12 protein-coding genes are annotated in these 17,182 nt (G+C 37.6%); 4 read left to right on the top strand and 8 right to left on the bottom strand.

The annotated features are described in order from the left end of the window. The first annotated feature begins 20 nt into the window (after nt 1–20). On the top strand, nt 21–1,745 hold the full coding sequence (locus H9650_RS15575) for a GMC family oxidoreductase (RefSeq protein ID WP_144541737.1): 1,725 nt from the start codon (nt 21–23) through the stop codon (nt 1,743–1,745). Between the two features lie 198 nt (nt 1,746–1,943). Here the strand turns inward: H9650_RS15575 and H9650_RS15570 are convergent, their stop codons facing one another. The 4 genes from H9650_RS15570 to chrA form a co-directional block, all read right to left on the bottom strand. Further along, nucleotides 1,944–3,197 carry an MFS transporter gene (locus H9650_RS15570; protein WP_191697587.1) on the bottom strand — a complete coding sequence of 418 codons (1,254 nt, stop codon included), beginning with the start codon at nt 3,195–3,197 and terminating at the stop codon, nt 1,944–1,946. Nucleotides 3,198–3,404: 207 nt separating this feature from the next. Then, nucleotides 3,405–5,144: an ABC transporter ATP-binding protein gene (locus H9650_RS15565; RefSeq protein WP_151112992.1), complete on the bottom strand. Its 1,740-nt coding sequence runs from the start codon at nt 5,142–5,144 to the stop codon at nt 3,405–3,407. Continuing rightward, complete coding sequence (locus H9650_RS15560; protein WP_191697586.1) at nt 5,141–6,883, bottom strand: ABC transporter ATP-binding protein; 1,743 nt, start codon at nt 6,881–6,883, stop codon at nt 5,141–5,143. Before H9650_RS15560 ends, H9650_RS15565 begins: the two co-directional genes overlap by 4 nt. Nucleotides 6,884–7,346: 463 nt before the next feature. Further along, nucleotides 7,347–8,501: a chromate efflux transporter gene (gene chrA, locus H9650_RS15555; RefSeq protein WP_154310044.1), complete on the bottom strand. Its 1,155-nt coding sequence runs from the start codon at nt 8,499–8,501 to the stop codon at nt 7,347–7,349. A gap of 217 nt (nt 8,502–8,718) precedes the next feature. Here chrA and H9650_RS15550 point away from each other — a divergent pair, with 217 nt between their 5' ends. After that, nucleotides 8,719–10,056 carry a hemolysin family protein gene (locus H9650_RS15550; RefSeq protein ID WP_191697585.1) on the top strand — a complete coding sequence of 446 codons (1,338 nt, stop codon included), beginning with the start codon at nt 8,719–8,721 and terminating at the stop codon, nt 10,054–10,056. A gap of 258 nt (nt 10,057–10,314) precedes the next feature. On the opposite strand, the gene H9650_RS15545 is transcribed toward H9650_RS15550, so the two are convergent. The 4 genes from H9650_RS15545 to H9650_RS15530 form a co-directional block, all read right to left on the bottom strand. Then, nucleotides 10,315–10,962, bottom strand: a complete 648-nt coding sequence (locus H9650_RS15545; protein ID WP_154310043.1) for a response regulator — start codon at nt 10,960–10,962, stop codon at nt 10,315–10,317. A gap of 11 nt (nt 10,963–10,973) precedes the next feature. Then, nucleotides 10,974–12,089 (bottom strand): GAF domain-containing sensor histidine kinase, encoded by a 1,116-nt coding sequence (locus H9650_RS15540; RefSeq protein WP_191697584.1) that lies wholly within the window; start codon nt 12,087–12,089, stop codon nt 10,974–10,976. 753 nt (nt 12,090–12,842) lie between these two features. Beyond that, a complete protein-coding gene (locus H9650_RS15535; RefSeq protein ID WP_191697583.1) occupies nt 12,843–14,561 on the bottom strand; it encodes a phospho-sugar mutase in 1,719 nt (572 codons plus the stop codon). A gap of 18 nt (nt 14,562–14,579) precedes the next feature. Further along, nucleotides 14,580–16,121, bottom strand: a complete 1,542-nt coding sequence (locus tag H9650_RS15530) for a carbon-nitrogen hydrolase family protein (RefSeq protein WP_144541937.1) — start codon at nt 16,119–16,121, stop codon at nt 14,580–14,582. Between the two features lie 129 nt (nt 16,122–16,250). On the opposite strand from H9650_RS15530, the gene H9650_RS15525 reads away from it, so the two are divergent. After that, the gene (locus H9650_RS15525; RefSeq protein WP_144541935.1) at nt 16,251–16,676 is read left to right on the top strand and encodes a disulfide oxidoreductase; all 426 of its coding nucleotides are present in this window, start codon (nt 16,251–16,253) and stop codon (nt 16,674–16,676) included. A 1-nt stretch (nt 16,677) separates the two neighbouring features. Next, complete coding sequence (locus tag H9650_RS15520) at nt 16,678–17,148, top strand: thioredoxin family protein (protein ID WP_144541933.1); 471 nt, start codon at nt 16,678–16,680, stop codon at nt 17,146–17,148. Nucleotides 17,149–17,182: the final 34 nt, after the last annotated feature.

The raw sequence follows: 17,182 nt of genomic DNA, 5'->3' as shown, positions 1-17,182 counted from the left end.
TTGAAGGGACTGACATATAAATGGTTACAAAATTACCTAAAGTACCTGTCGTAGTAGTAGGGATGGGATGGGCTGGTGGAATCGTCTCAGCTGAACTAACGAAAGCAGGAATAAGTGTTGTTGGATTAGAACGGGGTAAAGACCGGACAACAGCTGATTATATAATGGGACATGATGAACTTCGTTACCAACATCGAACAGAGCTAATGCAGGATCTTTCAAAAGAAACGATTACTTATCGTAATACATTATCAGGTAAAGCTTTACCGATGCGTCAATACGGTACATTCATAGTAGGAGACGGAGTTGGTGGTGCAGGTAGTCACTGGAATGGACAAACTTATCGCTTCCTACCCTATGATTTCGAAATTCGTACGAAAACAATTGAGCGTTACGGAATCGATAAAATTCCTGCTTGGATGGAAGGTCTAAGCGACTGGGGTCTAACTTATGATGAGATGGAACCATATTATGATACATTCGAAAAAATGGCTGGTATATCAGGGGAAACAGTAGAACTATGGGGGAAACGTACTAATCCATATCCAACGCCTCCTTTAGTGAAAACACCATTAATGAAAGAATTTGAAAAAGCAACAACAAGCTTAGGATACAAACCTTTTGTTATGCCTGCAGCCAACCTTTCTGAAGCATATACAAATCCAGATGGTATCTCTCGTGGCGCATGCCAATACTGTGCATATTGTGAAAACTTTGGATGTGAATATGGAGCAAAAGGTGACCCTGCTGTAACAGTAATTCCGGTTGCAAAACAAACAGGTAAGCTAGAACTTCGTACACATTCTAATGTTTTAGAATTAACCAATAATGGTGGCAAAGCAACCGGAGTTATTTACGTTGATATGCTAACGGGAGAAAAATTTGAGCAGCCTGCCGATGTAGTTGTAGTTGCAAGCTATGTATTCAACAATGCTCGTTTACTTCTAAATTCTGGTCTAGGTACTCCTTATGATCCAAAAACAGGTAAAGGAACAATTGGTAAAAACTACTGTTATCAAATAACAGCTGGAGGTTCTCAGCTATTCTTTGAGGACAGAGAGTTTAATCTATACGGTGGTGCTGGAGCATTAGGCATGGAGATTGCTGAATATATGGGTGATAACTTTGACCATTCTGAAGTGGACTTCATACACGGTGCTGGCATTCGTTCAACACAATATGGGGACCGTCCAATTGCAGTAAACCGTGTACCTGCTGGAACACCAACCTGGGGTGCGGAGTTTAAAGAAAAATCTATTAAATACGCTAACTCAAACTTCCCAGTTAAAACACAAGGTGCTTCTTTACCACATAAAGAAAATTACCTGGATCTCGACCCAGAATTTAAAGACGAATTTGGATATCCATTACTACGTATGACATATGAGTATACAGATAATGATCGTGCGATGGGTAAATACATGTCAACAATCACGCGCAAAATTGCAGAAGAAATTGGTGCAGATATTATTGATACAAGTGAAGAACAAGCTCCATTTAACGTAAACAAAGATACCAACACACATAACACAGGCGGTGTTATTATGGGTGCTGACCCAGCAACATCTGCTCTTAACACATACCTACAAATGTGGGAAGCTGAAAACGTATTTGTGGTAGGTTCATCTGCATTCCCACATAATAGTTGCTTCAATCCAACTGGCACACTTGGTGCTCTTTCGTATCGTGCATCTGAAGGAATTCAAAAATACCTAAAAGAAGGCGGAATACTAGTTAAAGCATAATAACAGCTAGTTGTACTATAAATGAGCTCTTGACTCGCATACAATTTGCGATCAGGAGCTTTTTATAAAATGTTAAAGTGTATAGATTTTCTATAAAATAACGTTTGAGCGAAGAGCTGCCTCCCTCACCTTTAACATTGCCTCATTAAAATAAAAAGAAAAAACAACCTATTGGAAATTTCCATAGGTTGTTTTACTTTATGTACTATCTAGTTTTTTTCTTCCGAATACAATAAAAAAATAAGTGGAGGCAATTAAATACAAAATGCCTGTAATTGTAAATGTATAGGCATAGCCCCAGTAGAATCCAAAGGTCATCACTAATCCTGTTGAAATTGCCCCTGTGCTGGCCCACCCAACATTAAAGACCATTTGGTTCACGGAATTCGCCAGACCTTTATATTTATCCTGTACCAAATCCATCGCTATTGCGCTCTGTATAGGATTTCCAGCATTCATAAGCGCTTGGCGCATGAGAAAGGCAATAGAAGCAATCACAAGAGAATTAGTGTAGCCAGTTATAAATAGGAAGGGAATAGATAACAGTTGAAAGATAACCAATGCCTTTACCTTACCCACCCGTTTGACTAAAGCTGGCCCTAGTAGCATAGCTATGGCAGTCATAGCAGAACCTAACGACAAAATAAGACCTATATACGAATTGGATGCTCCAAAACGATTAGAAAAATATAAATTTAAATACGGGATAACCAATCCAGAGCCGGTACCAATTAGTAGATTGGCAAAGCCAAACAATATGATTATCTTTAAATTTTTACGAAAGCCACTTGGCCCTTCTTTGCTATCCGCTACCTGGTCAGCAGCCATTTCCTTTGCTTTCACTGTCTGTAATCGTAGGAGTGGCAAGAGACCAAGTGTGAATATAACAGCCCCTAAAATTAACACGTATTTAATGGAATTGACAACTGAAATATCTCCAAAAGTATGGAGCATATCTGCCATAACCCCTCCACCAAGACTTCCGATAACACCAGCTACCGTCATAAGAGAAAAATGAATGCTAAAGAGATGCATCCGCTCACTCGCTTTGGAGTTCTCCGCCAAAAAAGGAACTCCTGATACTTGGACGAGTGCCATAAAAAGGCCGGTGAAAAAAGCTGCATAGATTAAAGACTGCTCCCCAATCATTAAACTTCGATAAAACAACGTAAAAGAAGCAACGACAGCACCGATAATAATAATTTTCTTTCTTCCAAATCGATCGCTTAAAAATCCAGCAGGGACTAGCATAAGCGCAGAGGCCAAGGAGGTCATTGCAATTATTTTTCCGTTTAATGTTTCAGGATAACCAAGCTCTTTTATGTACAAATTGTACATTACAGAAAAAACACCCATTCCAATCTGGATGAGTACATTCGCTAGCATAAACATTTGGATATTCAGGTTAAACGTTGCAATCTTCTTTTTCCAGTCTGCAAGCCAAGGAATCATATTTAAGACCTCCTCTATTTTATTTCGATACACTAAATATACGATGTGCGTTAGAAAAATACAATCTATAAAATATTAATATTTTATAAGTTCTATTTCCTCGTTTGACTTAGATGGCTTGGCTCACATAGCTATTTAACAAATAAAAAGTATATTTACTGATGAGCACAGTGATAGCACTAAAAAAAGGGAATACCCCCTCTCGCCTTATGCGTGAGGAGATACTCCTGCTTGTAGCTTATACATTTGTTCATAACGACCTTGTAGTTGCAGCAACTCGTCATGAGTACCACTTTCTACAATTTCACCACGATCTAATACTAAAATACGGTCAGCATTCTTAATAGTAGAAAGTCTATGTGCGATGATGAAGGTAGTTCTTCCTTTTTTCAATACATCCATCGCATGCTGGATAATTTCTTCTGTTTCAGTATCAATATTAGAGGTTGCTTCATCTAGTATTAGAATAGCCGGGTCGAACGCAAGTGCTCTCGCAAAGGATACAAGCTGTCTTTGACCGGATGATAGTGTGCTTCCCTTCTCAATCACCGGTTCATCTAGCCCTTTTTCAAGATTTTTTAATACTCTCTCTCCACCCACTGCTTCTAACGCAGCCTCTACCTTTTCTCGTGAAATACTTGGGTCATTTAAGCTGACATTTGTTTCAATAGTACCTGAGAATAAATATGGGTCCTGTAATACAATTCCCATATGATTACGAATTGTCTGTCTCGGTAGTGAAGTGATATCTATTCCATCTATTAAAATTTTCCCTTTTGTTGGGTCATAGAATCGGAATAACAAATTCATAATAGAGCTTTTTCCCGATCCTGTATGCCCTACTAGGGCAACTGTTTCTCCCTTGTTCGCGACAAAGTTCAAGTTTTTTAATACATAATCATTTTCTTTATAGGCAAAGGATACGTTTTGAAACTCCACATTTCCTTCGTATCGTTCCATTCGATTATCTTCTACTTTTTCACCGTTTTCATCCAAAAGCTCAAATACTCTGCTTCCAGCCACAAGTGAACGCTCTAGTTGTGCAAACTGATTTACTATTCCTGTAATCGGATTAAATAACCTAGTCGTATAATCTACGAATGCATAAAGTAAACCGGCAGATACGATTGCACCAGGTTCCATTGACTGGCTCCCAAACACCAAAATAAATAGAGCGAACATGATAGACCGTAGAACCTGGACCAAATTAAAGGATGTAGCAGAATCCAGTTTTAAGAGCTTACGCTGATAATTGTAATGCTCTTCATTCATCTCCTCAAACTCACGATCCATTTGCTTCTCTCGTTTAAAAGCTTGAATGATGGACATTCCTTGAATTGATTCATTTAACATAGCATTCATATCTGCAATCTTTGTTCGAACAATATGATTATACTGGGATGCATATCTTCGATAAGCAAGCATCCATATATAAACTATTGGTACAACAAACAATGCGATTGCTGCCATTTTTACATCTAATATGAACATTGCTATATAAACTCCAGTAATAGAAATAATACTGGTAGCAAACTGTGATAGTACCTGGACATAAAGATTGCGAATGGCTTCCGTATCATTCGTCACACGAGCTACTACCTTACCTGCAGGCAAGTTATCAAAATACTGTATAGGTAAAGTTTGAATGTGCTGAAAAACATCATTACGAAGCTTCTGAACAACGCGATTCGCTCCAACCTGCAAGTTAATGAACATAAAATATCTAAAAACTGCTGTGACGATACTTAAGCCAAAGAATACTGCTAGGAGCATTAGAATCGGCTCTAGATCGATAGCACCCGATGTAATGTGATCATCAAGGATTTTTTTTGCGATAAAAGGTCCTGTTAAGTCAGCAATTACAGCGATAGTTAGAAAGATTAAACCAAGAACAATTGGTTTTTTATAAAATAACGCATAATGGTAGAGTCGTTTTCCTGTACTCATGACGACACCCCCTCAAGCTGTTGACGATCATATTGTTCCTTGTACCAACCATTTTGCTTTAGAAGTTCCTCATGCGTACCTTGTTCTATAATGATTCCTTCATCTAAAACGATGATTTGGTCGGCATGCTGAATGCCTGACAAACGATGCGTCGTAATAATTGTTGTCTTCCCACTACGTTCATTTTGTATATTTTCAATAATTTTCGCTTCTGTTTTAGCATCCACTGCTGAGAGTGAATCATCTAATAGAAGAATCTCTGGATTTTTAATAAGTGCACGGGCAATCGATACCCTTTGCTTCTGTCCACCAGATAAGGAAACCCCTTTTTCTCCAACCAAAGTCTCTAATCCCATTGGAAGATTCATTAAATCCTGCTGGAAGTGTGCTAAACGAATTGCTTCCTCTAGCTCTTCTTCTGAAGCATTTTCTTTCCCTAGAAGAATATTTTGACGTATCGTTCTGGAGAACAAAACATGATCCTGAGGGACATATCCAATCCAATCTAACACCTGATCCTTTGTTTGCTCTGAAATAGGAATATCCCCAATAGTCAGTTGACCAGCTCCTATTGGATATTCCTTTAATAGTTGCTTCATAAAGGTGGTTTTCCCCGAGCCTGTTTTACCAACAATTCCAAGCGTTTGACCTCTTTGTAGGTTCACACGGATATTTTCTAAATTTTTCACCTGAGACAATGGGTATTGAAAGCCCACCTCATCAAAACCGATAGACGTAACATCTTTTAGTTTGACTGGAGCAGTTGGGTCCTTGACATCCGCGTCGTAGTCCAACGTTTCCTGTACTCGATCAAGCGAGGCATTTCCTCTTTGCATAACATTTATCAGTTCACCGATAGCAAACATTGGCCAAATAGCCATACCAAGATATACGTTAAAAGTGATTAGATTTCCTACTGTCATTTCACCCTTAGAGACTAGATAAGCACCATATCCAAGTGCAACTACATAACTAATCCCCGTACCTACCTTAGTGATTGGTCCGAACAATGCATCAATGCGCTCTACTACCATGTTTTTTTGGTAAACCTCTTCACTCATGTCAGCAAAGTTCTTCTCATCGGCACGTTCTTGGACGTACGCACGAATTACTCTTACACCAGCGATAGACTCTAACACACGGTCATTTAAATCACCAAATGCATCCTGTGCAATCATATACTTTTCATGGATAATCTTACCTAAATATTGCATTATAAGTGCAAGAATTGGTATAGGTAATAGCGCAAAAAAAGTAAGCTTCCATGAAATAAGAAAACCCATTGCTAAGATAAGTGCTGCCATGTACATTGTCGAATCTATTAAGGTCATAATTCCAAAGCCGGCTGTAGTTGCTACTGCATTTAAATCATTTGTAGCACGGGCCATTAAGTCACCTGTACGATTTTTCTCGTAAAATGTCGGTGTCATGCTTAAAAACTTACGATTCAACTTAGTGCGTAAAATACGCTCAATAGAAATAGAACCACCAAATAATTGATACTGCCAAACATAATTCAAGATATATCCAACAATAATGATGCCTACAAAATAAATTACATATTTCAATAATAAGTCACTATTCATATTGCCTAGCGTAATCGTATCAATCGCTCTTCCTACTAGCCAAGGAGGCAAAATTTCAAATGCACTCGCAATGATTAGCACACCGACAGCGACTGTGTATCTTTTCCAATGATCTTTAAAAAACCACTTTAACTTAAATAATACTGAAAACATTCGTTTGTCCCTCTTTTCTTTCCTTTACATTTTTCGGCTATCCACCTTCAAGAGATTCCTTTATTAAGATTTGCTTTGCTCGTTGAATAATCATATTCAACACTCCCCCCTCATTTTATACACCAAAATTTGGAAATAATAGACACAAAAAAAGTGCATTACCCATGATACGGTAATGCACTTTAAAATAGACATAGTAATATTATGCTATTAAACAGTCATTTAGCGTCAAATGGTAGGTATGAACAAGCTATAAAATTATTTGCGATATCTTTTAAACGAATCATTATTCATACCTCCATTTCAAAATTATTTAGTGTCACTTAATATTATCTCAATAAAAGTTTCGTTGTCAATACATTTCGAAAAAATAGACAATTAAAATCATTCATCCTAATAAAGTATAGTCCATCTTTTCAGGATATTAAGCAGTAGGCACTCGTGCACAAGAATCTTAACTCTGTTAAATAATATGAAAAACAAAACCTAAAAATGCACTTAAAATTACTACCTTATATGGAGCCCATTTATAAATTACTAATAGAGTAATAGTGATTAATACAATTATAAAATCAGATGTTTCCTTTACAGCACTTGTAAAAACTGGATTATATAATGCAGCCAGAAGAATTCCAACAACCCCCGCATTTATACCTTTTAACGCATTTTGAATCCCTTTTTTGTTCCGTATAATCGACCAAAAAGGCAAAATACCGATTACCAAAAGAAACGATGGTAAAAAAATAGCGAAGGTTGCCAACAAGGCACCTGGAATTCCGGCAGTTGCATGTCCAAGGAAACTAGCGATTGTAAACAATGGTCCGGGTACTGCCTGTGCTGCCCCATATCCAGCCAAAAACACATCAGGAGAAAGCTCAACTTCTCGTTGAAGCATAGGAAGGACGACATGCCCTCCCCCAAACACTAAAGAGCCTACACGATAATAAGTGTCAAAAATAGAATAATAAACAGAATGGGTAAAAGGTTTTAGCAAGGGCAGAAAAATAAGAAGCCCAAAAAACAATAGCCAAGCAAATATGCTAGTTCTTTTTCCAAACGGAAGCACTATATTTGTATCAGTCTCATTACTATCTGAGCGAAAACATATATACCCAAACAACCCTGCCCCAATTAGAATGCTAAATTGTCCTACTATAGTTGGGATAAGTAAAGTTAAGATGGCACATGATATTGCAATAGAAATTCTTATACGATCTGGTGCCAGTGACTTTTGCATTCCAATTAAAGCATGAGCAACAATAGTAACAGCAACAATTTTCAAGCCCTGTAACCAACCACTATCGAATGAGCCAGTAGAAGATAGAAGTGCAGAAAATAGTACAAGCAATAGGACAGAAGGTAACGTAAAACCTAAAAAAGAAACGATTCCTCCAATTAGACCACCTCGCATAATTCCGATGGCTATGCCCACTTGAGAGGATGCGGGCCCAGGCAGGAACTGACAAACTGCTACAATATCTGCATACAGCTTCTCGTCAAGCCATTTTCTTTTCAGCACATATTCTTCCCGAAAATATCCAAGATGAGCTGCCGGACCTCCGAAAGATGTAAGTCCCAGCTTTGTTGAAGTCTTTGCTATTTCAATATACTTTTTCATTGTTTTTTACACTCCTCCCCAGCCTAAAAAATTATTCATGTAATAGGAAATATACACTTCAAGATTACAGTTGGGGTAATAAAGTTTCAACATAAAGAATAAAGATTTGTAATTTCTTTTTATATATTTTATTATTAAACCTAGAAACTATTTTTTAGAAAACAGGAGGTGTACACTTTGTTCTACCCCTCATTTGGGTTAGGGACAAAGTAATTATTTGGACATAGCCATACGGTTGACAGCATTTGCTGTCTTAATCGCACTCACTGCATTTTTCGTTGCAAGTGAATTCGCAATAGTAAAAGTAAGAACAACAAGAATCGATCAGCTTTTAGCTGAGGGAAACAAGAAAGCTATAAATGCTAAGAAGGTTGTTTCTAATTTGGATGAATACCTATCTGCTTGTCAGCTTGGTATTACCATCACCGCATTAGGATTAGGGTGGTTGGGAGAGCCTACTATAGAAAGAATATTACATCCAGCATTTGAGTATTTTGAGCTTCCTGAAAGTGTTTCTTCCATACTTTCATTTATCATTGCATTCTCATTAGTAACATTCATACATGTAGTAGTTGGAGAATTAACCCCTAAAACATTTGCTATACAACGATCTGAACAGATTACATTGGCAGTTGCCAAGCCTCTAGTCATCTTTGATAAAGTTATGTATCCTGTAATCCATGGAATGAATGGATCTGCACGTTTCTTAGCAACCAAGGTGTTTGGATTAGAGCCTGTTTCAGAATCAGAAGTAGCCCATTCAGAGGAAGAATTGCGTATGATTCTTTCCGATAGTTTTAAAGGTGGAGAAATCAATCAAGCAGAATATAAGTATGTAAATAAAATCTTTGAATTTGATGATCGCATAGCGAAGGAAATTATGGTACCTAGAACTGAAATTACTTCTATCGATAAGGATTTAACTCTTAGTGAAGTATTTGAAGTAGTAGGCGTCGAACAATTTACAAGATATCCTGTAACTGACGGAGACAAGGACCATATCATTGGACTAGTTAATATGAAAAATCTTTTAACTGCCTTCATACGTGATCCTGCAAATGCCTCTACTCCAGTAGCAGACTATATGCAACCAATTATTCGAGTGATTGAAAACATGCCTATCGCTGATTTATTACTTAAAATCCAACGTGAACGTATTCATATGGCCATCTTAATGGATGAATACGGTGGTACTTCTGGTCTTGTCACGATTGAAGATATCATTGAGGAAATCGTAGGTGATATCCGCGATGAGTTTGATACAGATGAGCTACCTGAGGTTCAGAAGGTTGCAGAAAACCATTATATAATTGACGCTAAAATGTTAATTGAAAGTTTAAATGACTTACTCAATATTAATATCGATGAAGAAGATATTGATACTATTGGTGGGTGGTTTATGACAAAAAGCTACGATGCTGTAAGTGGTGAAAAGCTCCTGGAACAGGGGTACGAATTTACTGTCAAAGAAATCGACGGACATCATATTCAATACTTAGAAGTTGTAAAAGCTCCTGATGAACAAGAGGAGCAAGAAGAATCCATAGAAGAATAAATAATACACCATAAAATAGAGGCTGGGACAAAACCTGCCTTATAAATTCAAGAGTACCAGAAATTTACCTGTTAGTAAATTTCTGGTACTCTTTTCTACTACATAGTCGGTGTTCTCCTGGTGCACGGGTCGAGCCTGTAGTCTGAATCAATTTCATAATTACTATTAACGATAGAAAAAAATTAATAGTTAAAAGGAGTGCTGTGATAATTACAGCACTCCTTTCTTCTCATAACATATTCTTTGGAAATTGTCCTCTCATTGACCACTTGACTCAGTCAAACCATGCTTAACTGCATATAATGCAGCCTGAGTACGGTCTTGGACCTGTAGCTTTGCAAAAATATTGGAAATATGGGTTTTTACTGTTTTCTCAGTCACAAACAACGAAGAAGCAATCTCACGGTTACTTTTACCTTTTGTTAGCTCGGCTAGCACATCCTGTTCCCTTGGAGTTAGAGGATATTCCTCATGCGGCAGCACTTCTCTTGGCTCATTTTCTTTTTCCATTTGACTAGTTGCCTCTGGGTGGATAGTGTTTTCACCACGCATTAATTTCCTAATAGCCTCTGCTAAATCGTCCGGCTCGATATCCTTTAGCTGATATCCTGATGCTCCTGCTTTTAAAGCTGGTATCACATGATCCCTGTCAGAAAAACTTGTTAGCATTAGTATTTGAATAGAAGGATACTTTACTTTAATTCTTTTGGTAGCTTGAATGCCATCCATTTCCGGCATAACTAGATCCATTAAAATTATGTCCGGCTTCAACGTTTCTGTCAGTTCTACAGCTTCTTTTCCATTAGTTGCTTCCCCTACTATATCCATATCTTTTTGTGTTTTCAAAAAGAACATTAATCCTCGTCTAACTACGTGATGGTCATCAGCTATTAATACTCTGATCATCTTTATCCCCCCTAATAAGGTAATCGGACTAAAATTTCTGTCCCTTTGTTTGCTTCAGTCACCCAGTCCACTGTGCCACTGACAGAGTTTGCGCGATCCTTCATGCTTTGTAATCCAATAGAAGGAAGCATTCTTAAATCTTTCATATGGAATCCGCATCCCTCATCCTTTACGACCAATAAAACATCTGTAGAGGTAACCGTCACATAAATTTCCGCTTTTAATACCCCTGAATGTTTACGGATATTATTTAATGCTTCTTGGGCAATTCGAAATAATGTTTCCTCAATTTTTGCTGGGAGGTTGATAACCCCCTTCACTTGAATATTTAGGGTTAAACCCAGTATGTCTCCATAGCCCTTTAACCCTTCTATTATTCCAGTTTCTAATCCCCTCGGGCGGAGCTGCCAAATAAGTGCGCGCATTTCAGTTAATGCTTCCTGGGTTAAATATTGAATCTCTTTAAACGTTCCCTTTACCTCAGGCTGTTCTGTCATTTCTATACCACCACGAGCAGTCAAGGTTACCGAAAAAAGCAATTGGTTTACAGAATCATGTAAATCTCGAGCTAATCTATTTCTTTCTTGCACTAGAGCTACCTGTTGCTCCTGCTTGGTCAGCAAAATTCGTTTAATCGCTGAGCCTATTTGAAAGGCGACCGATTCTAATAGAGCTAACTCCCCATCCTCAAAGCGGACTGTATTGGCTGTAGCAACATTTAATAGTCCAAAGCGTTCCTGTCCAGATTGTAAAGGAACCGTAGCATGATGTGTAATCTCTTCTTCAATAACCTCTTTAGTTTTATTAGCATTTTCAATCCGTTGACATTCGATTATATTAGAGGCTTTTTTCAACTCTCCATTTCGAAATCTAGAAACACACCAACAGCCACCCTTTTGTAGGTGACGACAGTTATTTTGTTCTAAAGTATTCGGGAGATTTTCATGAGCAATTAACTCCTGCTTTCCTTTTTCTCCAATAAAAAAAATCCAGCCGGTCTCAAAAATGGTACCCTCCAATAACTTTCGAAGTGCTCCCTGTAGCATTTGTTCCATTTCTGTCTCTTCATTTAAAAGTTCTGCTATTTCCTTCAACAGCTCTATATTGGAAAGTTCCTTCGAGTGCATTTCAATTCCTCCATCTAACCTACCTGTTATATTCATCTTATCATGGAAAAGGTCTACCTATAAATAATAGAAGCATCATACTTTTGACTGAAAATAAGAATAGAGCGAGCAACTATTCCTCCCAACAAGCAACTGGTAAGACATAAGCAGAATACTAAACAGGTCGGAGAAGATAATATTTCGTTTGGCAAATATAACAATCTATTCTATGAAAAATCTACCTGTAGCCTTAATATCTTTTAAAAAGATAAATTCTGGAGTTAAATTCATCTCCTAATGACTTTCTCATTAACTACTTAACATTTGATAGAAGCGGCAGGCGGCGACTCCGGTGGGACGAGTGAGACCAGATAAGACATCACAAAACAACGCGCAAGCGACGGCGATGGCTTATCGCTCCCCCCACGGAAAGCGTCCGCCGAGAGCGGAAATCAGCCATCACTTGTTAATCAAATAATCAAAGTGAAAAGTATTTTATTAATAGCTTTAAATAATTGAGTTAGTTTTATCTATATGCCTTTCTCTTTACTACAAAACTTATGATTGGAGCGGCAGGCTGCTGCTCCTGAGGGATGAGCGAGACAGATAAGCCATCACAAACGACGCGCAAGCGACGGTGATGGCTTATCGCTCACCCCACGGAAAGCGCCCGCCAAGAGCGTAAATCAACCATCTAAAGTGCATGACTTTCATGTAAATATATAATTATTTGCTAAAAAAAGGCACTGAATAAAATAATTCAGCGCCTTGTCTCTACTCTAAATATTGATTTAAATTACTCGAAAATGATTCTTTAATCGCTTCAAGCTTTTGCTTACTTTCCTCTGCAGATTCACTTATTACCCCAAAATAATATTTTACTTTAGGCTCAGTACCGCTAGGTCGTACACAAACCCAGGAACCATCCGCCAAAAAGTATTTCAACACATTAGAAGATGGCAATAAAATCTGTTCTTGCTCTCTGCCGTCTGTAAATGTTCTTATAGATGATAAATAATCTTCTTGAGACAACACCTCTATACCTGCAATTTCCTTTATAGGGTTCACTCTTATTTGCTCCAGTAGATTAGCAATTGCCTTTGCACCGCTTACCCCTTTTTTTGTAACTGACACTAAGCCTTCTAGATAATAGCCATGTCTTTCATAAAGATTGTTTAAGACATCTACTAATGTCAGCCCTTGCTGTTTATAGTAGGCAGCTGCTTCAACTAATACCAATACACTTTGTACAGCATCCTTGTCTCGTGCGAAGTCCTTCACTAAATAGCCATAGCTCTCTTCATAGCCAAATAGAAATTCAAATTCCTTCGTTTCCTCATAGTTTTTAATTTTCTCTCCGATAAATTTGAAGCCAGTTAACACGTCCTCTGTACTTGCTCCGTAGTACTCAGCGATTACTCTGCCTAAATCGGATGTAACTATCGTTTTAAGCACTCGACCGTTTGCAGGCATCGTCCCTTTTTCCTTGCGCATCATCAATAAGTATTCTATTAAGATAGCACCGGTTTGGTTGCCTGTTAGAAGCTTATAGCCACTATCAGCCTTAACCGCTGCTCCCACTCTATCTCCGTCAGGATCTACAGCGATTAGTAAATCTGCACCATGCTTTTCACCATATTGAATAGCATATTCAAATGCACTTTTCTCTTCCGGGTTAGGAGAAACAACGGTTGGAAATTCTCCATTTGGTTCCATTTGTTCATTCACATAAAAGATATGCTGATAGCCTGCTTCGCTTAAAATTCGCTGGACTGTCTCCCCAGAAGCACCATGTAAGGGAGTAAAGACTACCTTTAAATCTGTTTTTTGAGCAAGAGTTGAATTCTCTTGGACAGTTTTTAGAGCATCTATGTAAGAAGCATCTATGCTTTCGTCTAAATAAACGATGAGCTCCTCATTGACTTCATCATTTTTAATAGATAGTGCATCTCCTGCTTTTTTTACATATTCTATTACCGAATCTGCATCCAATAAATTTAATTGTGCACCGTCTTGTCCATATACCTTGTAACCGTTATATTCTGGTGGATTATGACTCGCTGTAATTACAATTCCCATATAGGCATTTAGCTCTCTAACCGAAAAAGATAGCTGCGGGGTTGTTCTAGGCTCCGTATATACATAGGCCTTTACCCCTCCAGCAGCTAGTGTTCGAGCTGCTTCCTTGGCAAATTCGGGTGAAAATCTTCGACTGTCATAGGCAATCACTACACCGCGATTCATTGCCTCTGTCCCAGCCACTTTTATGTATTCCACTAAACCAGTAGTAGCCTTGCGAACCGTATAATTATTTATACGGTTCGTTCCAGCTCCTATTTCTCCCCTCATTCCACCAGTACCAAATTCTAAATCACGATAAAAAGCATCCTCTTGTCTTTTTTCATCATTTGCTAAAAGCTTGAGGTCATCCTTCCATACAGCTTCCATTTCATTTACATTATTCCACTGCTCGAAGAGTTTTTTATAGGACATATATCTCTGCTCCATCCATCATTTTTTATAATCTATACTGTATACATCATGTCGACGATCTTTTAAATGCTTCACGGTGCCGTCTTGACGCTGTCTTCTTAAAATTTCTAAATCTACGTCTCCGATTAAAACCATTTCCACATTAGGCTCTGTTTCCCCAACAATGCCGTCACGAGCAAATTCAAAGTCTGAAGGTGCAAATATTGCTGATTGAGCATACTGAATATCCATATTCTCTGTTTGCGGTAAATTTCCTACAGTCCCAGAGATTACTGTATAGATTTGATTTTCAATAGCGCGCGCCTGTGCACAATATCGTACTCTTAAATAGCCCTGGCGATCTTCTGTACAAAATGGAGTGAAAATAATATTTGCTCCCATATCTGTCGCAATTCTCGCAAGTTCAGGAAATTCAATATCATAGCATATTTGAATTGCAATCTTCCCACAGTCTGTATCAAATACTTGAACAGAATCTCCAGCACTGATTCCCCACCATTTTCTTTCGTTAGGAGTAATATGAATTTTATATTGCTTATCAATAGATCCATCACGGTGGAATAAGTATGCAATATTATAGATTTCCTCATTTTCTTCTTCAACAAAATGAGATCCTGCAATAATATTAATGTTATATCTTACCGCAAGATCAGAGAAAAGTTCCATATATTGAGGAGTGTACTCTGTTAACTTACGTACAGCTTGACTAGGCGACTGTTCGTCTAAAAAAGACATTAGCTGTGTTGTAAAGATTTCCGGAAATACAACAAAGTCAGATTGAGCATCAGAAGCAACATCTACAAAGTATTCACATTGGTTAGCAAATTCCTCAAAAGAGTTAATCTTCCGCATCATATACTGAACTGCGCAAATACGTACTGGATAGCTCGTCTTAAAGTGACGCTTAGACAGAGGAATATAATCGACATTATTCCATTCCATTAAAGTTGCATATTTAGCAGAAGCAACATCATCTGGTAAATAGTTTGGATTAATACGCATTAGCGTAAACCCATTCATAAGCTGGAATGTTAAAACTGGATCATATATTTTATGTCGTGATACGGCTGTTACGTATTCTCTAGGTGACATTTCATCTGCATGCTTGTGATAATACGGTATACGGCCACCAATTATGATAGATTTTAAATTGAATTGGCGAGCAATATCCTTTCTACCTTCGTATAGTCTCTGCCCTACTTTCATGCGTCGATAATTAGGATGCACCATTACTTCAATACCGTACAAATTGTATCCGTCGGGATTATGATTTGTGATGTACCCCTCATCCGTCACATCAGACCAAGAGTGACGATCATCGTACTCATCAAAATTTATAATAAGACTTGAACAGGAGCCAATGACTTTACCGTCTAATTCGGCTACTAACTGCCCTTCTGGAAAAATGGTTAAATGACTTTTTAAATGTTCAACCTTCCATGGCTCCATACCTGGAAAACAAAAACTAGATATTTCTAATATAGAATCTATATCTGAGAAAGTCATTTCTCTTATAATCATACTTTTTTCAAACTGTGACAAATCAAATTCTTCCGACATTTTACCGCTCCTCTTTTAAATGCTATGTTTCATTATATAACTCTTTGTGTCACATATAAAATATTTTACATGCCCTTTCCAAACGCTTATAATTTAATTTGAGTTCAAAGCATTTCAAAGGAGCATACTATGACAAAGAAAATCGAAAATATTATGTTATTCATGTGGTCTGTAGCTTTTGTTGCAACACTTGGTTCCTTGTATTTTTCTGAGATACGACAATACGAGCCATGCGAGTTATGCTGGTATCAAAGGATTCTCATGTATCCTCTAGTGATTATACTAGGTATAGCTATTTTACAAAAAAATGTTAAAATTGCCGCCACTACACTTACATTTTCTATAATAGGATTATGCTTTTCTATTTACCATTATAGTCTTCAAAAGTTGGCTTTTTTACAAGACGTAGCTCCAGCTTGCGGAAGAGTACCTTGTACTGGGGAATATATAAATGTATTCGGCTTCATCACTATCCCGTTTTTAGCATTGGTAGCGTTTCTGTTAATAGCAATTAGTAGCTTAGTTATTTTAAAGAGTATCAAGGAGGACAAGTAATATGAAGAAAATCGCCATTATCGGTGGAGTAATAGTATTAGTTTTTGTACTAATTTTTGTTTTAAACAGTCAAAAAAATAAAAATGCTTTAGAGGACAATCCTTATGAGACAGATAATCTAAAGCAATCTACAATTGACTTACTCGATGATCCAAACTATCAAAACATTATTTTACCAAAGGATCTAAATGAAAAGATTGAAAAGGGTGAAACCTTTACGGTCTACTTCTTCAGTCCAGAATGCTCACACTGTAAGGAAATGACACCAAGATTAACACCACTTGCTGAGGAAAATAATGTTGAGATATTCAAATACAATATTTTAGAGTATGAACAAGGTTGGGATGATTTTAATATCGAAGGTACACCTACTTTAGTTCATTTTGAAAATGGAAAAGAAGTAGCTCGTATGCCAAATGCTCAGCCAAACGAAAATATTCAAGCATTCTTTGATCAAGTTGTATTAAAATAAAGAAAAAGGTCATGTCTAATTGGCATGACCTTTT

Origin of the sequence: Psychrobacillus faecigallinarum (assembly GCF_014836595.1) — a bacterium.
In the GTDB taxonomy this organism is placed as follows: Bacteria; Bacillota; Bacilli; order Bacillales_A; family Planococcaceae; genus Psychrobacillus; species Psychrobacillus faecigallinarum.
Note: the sequence above shows the minus strand (reverse complement) of the source record. Positions and strands in the feature narration are given on the sequence as shown.

Coding starts and splice junctions, on each gene's coding strand:
- H9650_RS15575 (WP_144541737.1), top strand. CDS start 21: ATGGTTACAAAATTACCTAAAGTACCTGTCGTAGTAGTAGGGATGGGA.
- H9650_RS15570 (WP_191697587.1), bottom strand. CDS start 3,197: ATGATTCCTTGGCTTGCAGACTGGAAAAAGAAGATTGCAACGTTTAAC.
- H9650_RS15565 (WP_151112992.1), bottom strand. CDS start 5,144: ATGAGTACAGGAAAACGACTCTACCATTATGCGTTATTTTATAAAAAA.
- H9650_RS15560 (WP_191697586.1), bottom strand. CDS start 6,883: ATGTTTTCAGTATTATTTAAGTTAAAGTGGTTTTTTAAAGATCATTGG.
- chrA (WP_154310044.1), bottom strand. CDS start 8,501: ATGAAAAAGTATATTGAAATAGCAAAGACTTCAACAAAGCTGGGACTT.
- H9650_RS15545 (WP_154310043.1), bottom strand. CDS start 10,962: ATGATCAGAGTATTAATAGCTGATGACCATCACGTAGTTAGACGAGGA.
- H9650_RS15540 (WP_191697584.1), bottom strand. CDS start 12,089: ATGCACTCGAAGGAACTTTCCAATATAGAGCTGTTGAAGGAAATAGCA.
- H9650_RS15535 (WP_191697583.1), bottom strand. CDS start 14,561: ATGTCCTATAAAAAACTCTTCGAGCAGTGGAATAATGTAAATGAAATG.
- H9650_RS15530 (WP_144541937.1), bottom strand. CDS start 16,121: ATGTCGGAAGAATTTGATTTGTCACAGTTTGAAAAAAGTATGATTATA.
- H9650_RS15525 (WP_144541935.1), top strand. CDS start 16,251: ATGACAAAGAAAATCGAAAATATTATGTTATTCATGTGGTCTGTAGCT.
- H9650_RS15520 (WP_144541933.1), top strand. CDS start 16,678: ATGAAGAAAATCGCCATTATCGGTGGAGTAATAGTATTAGTTTTTGTA.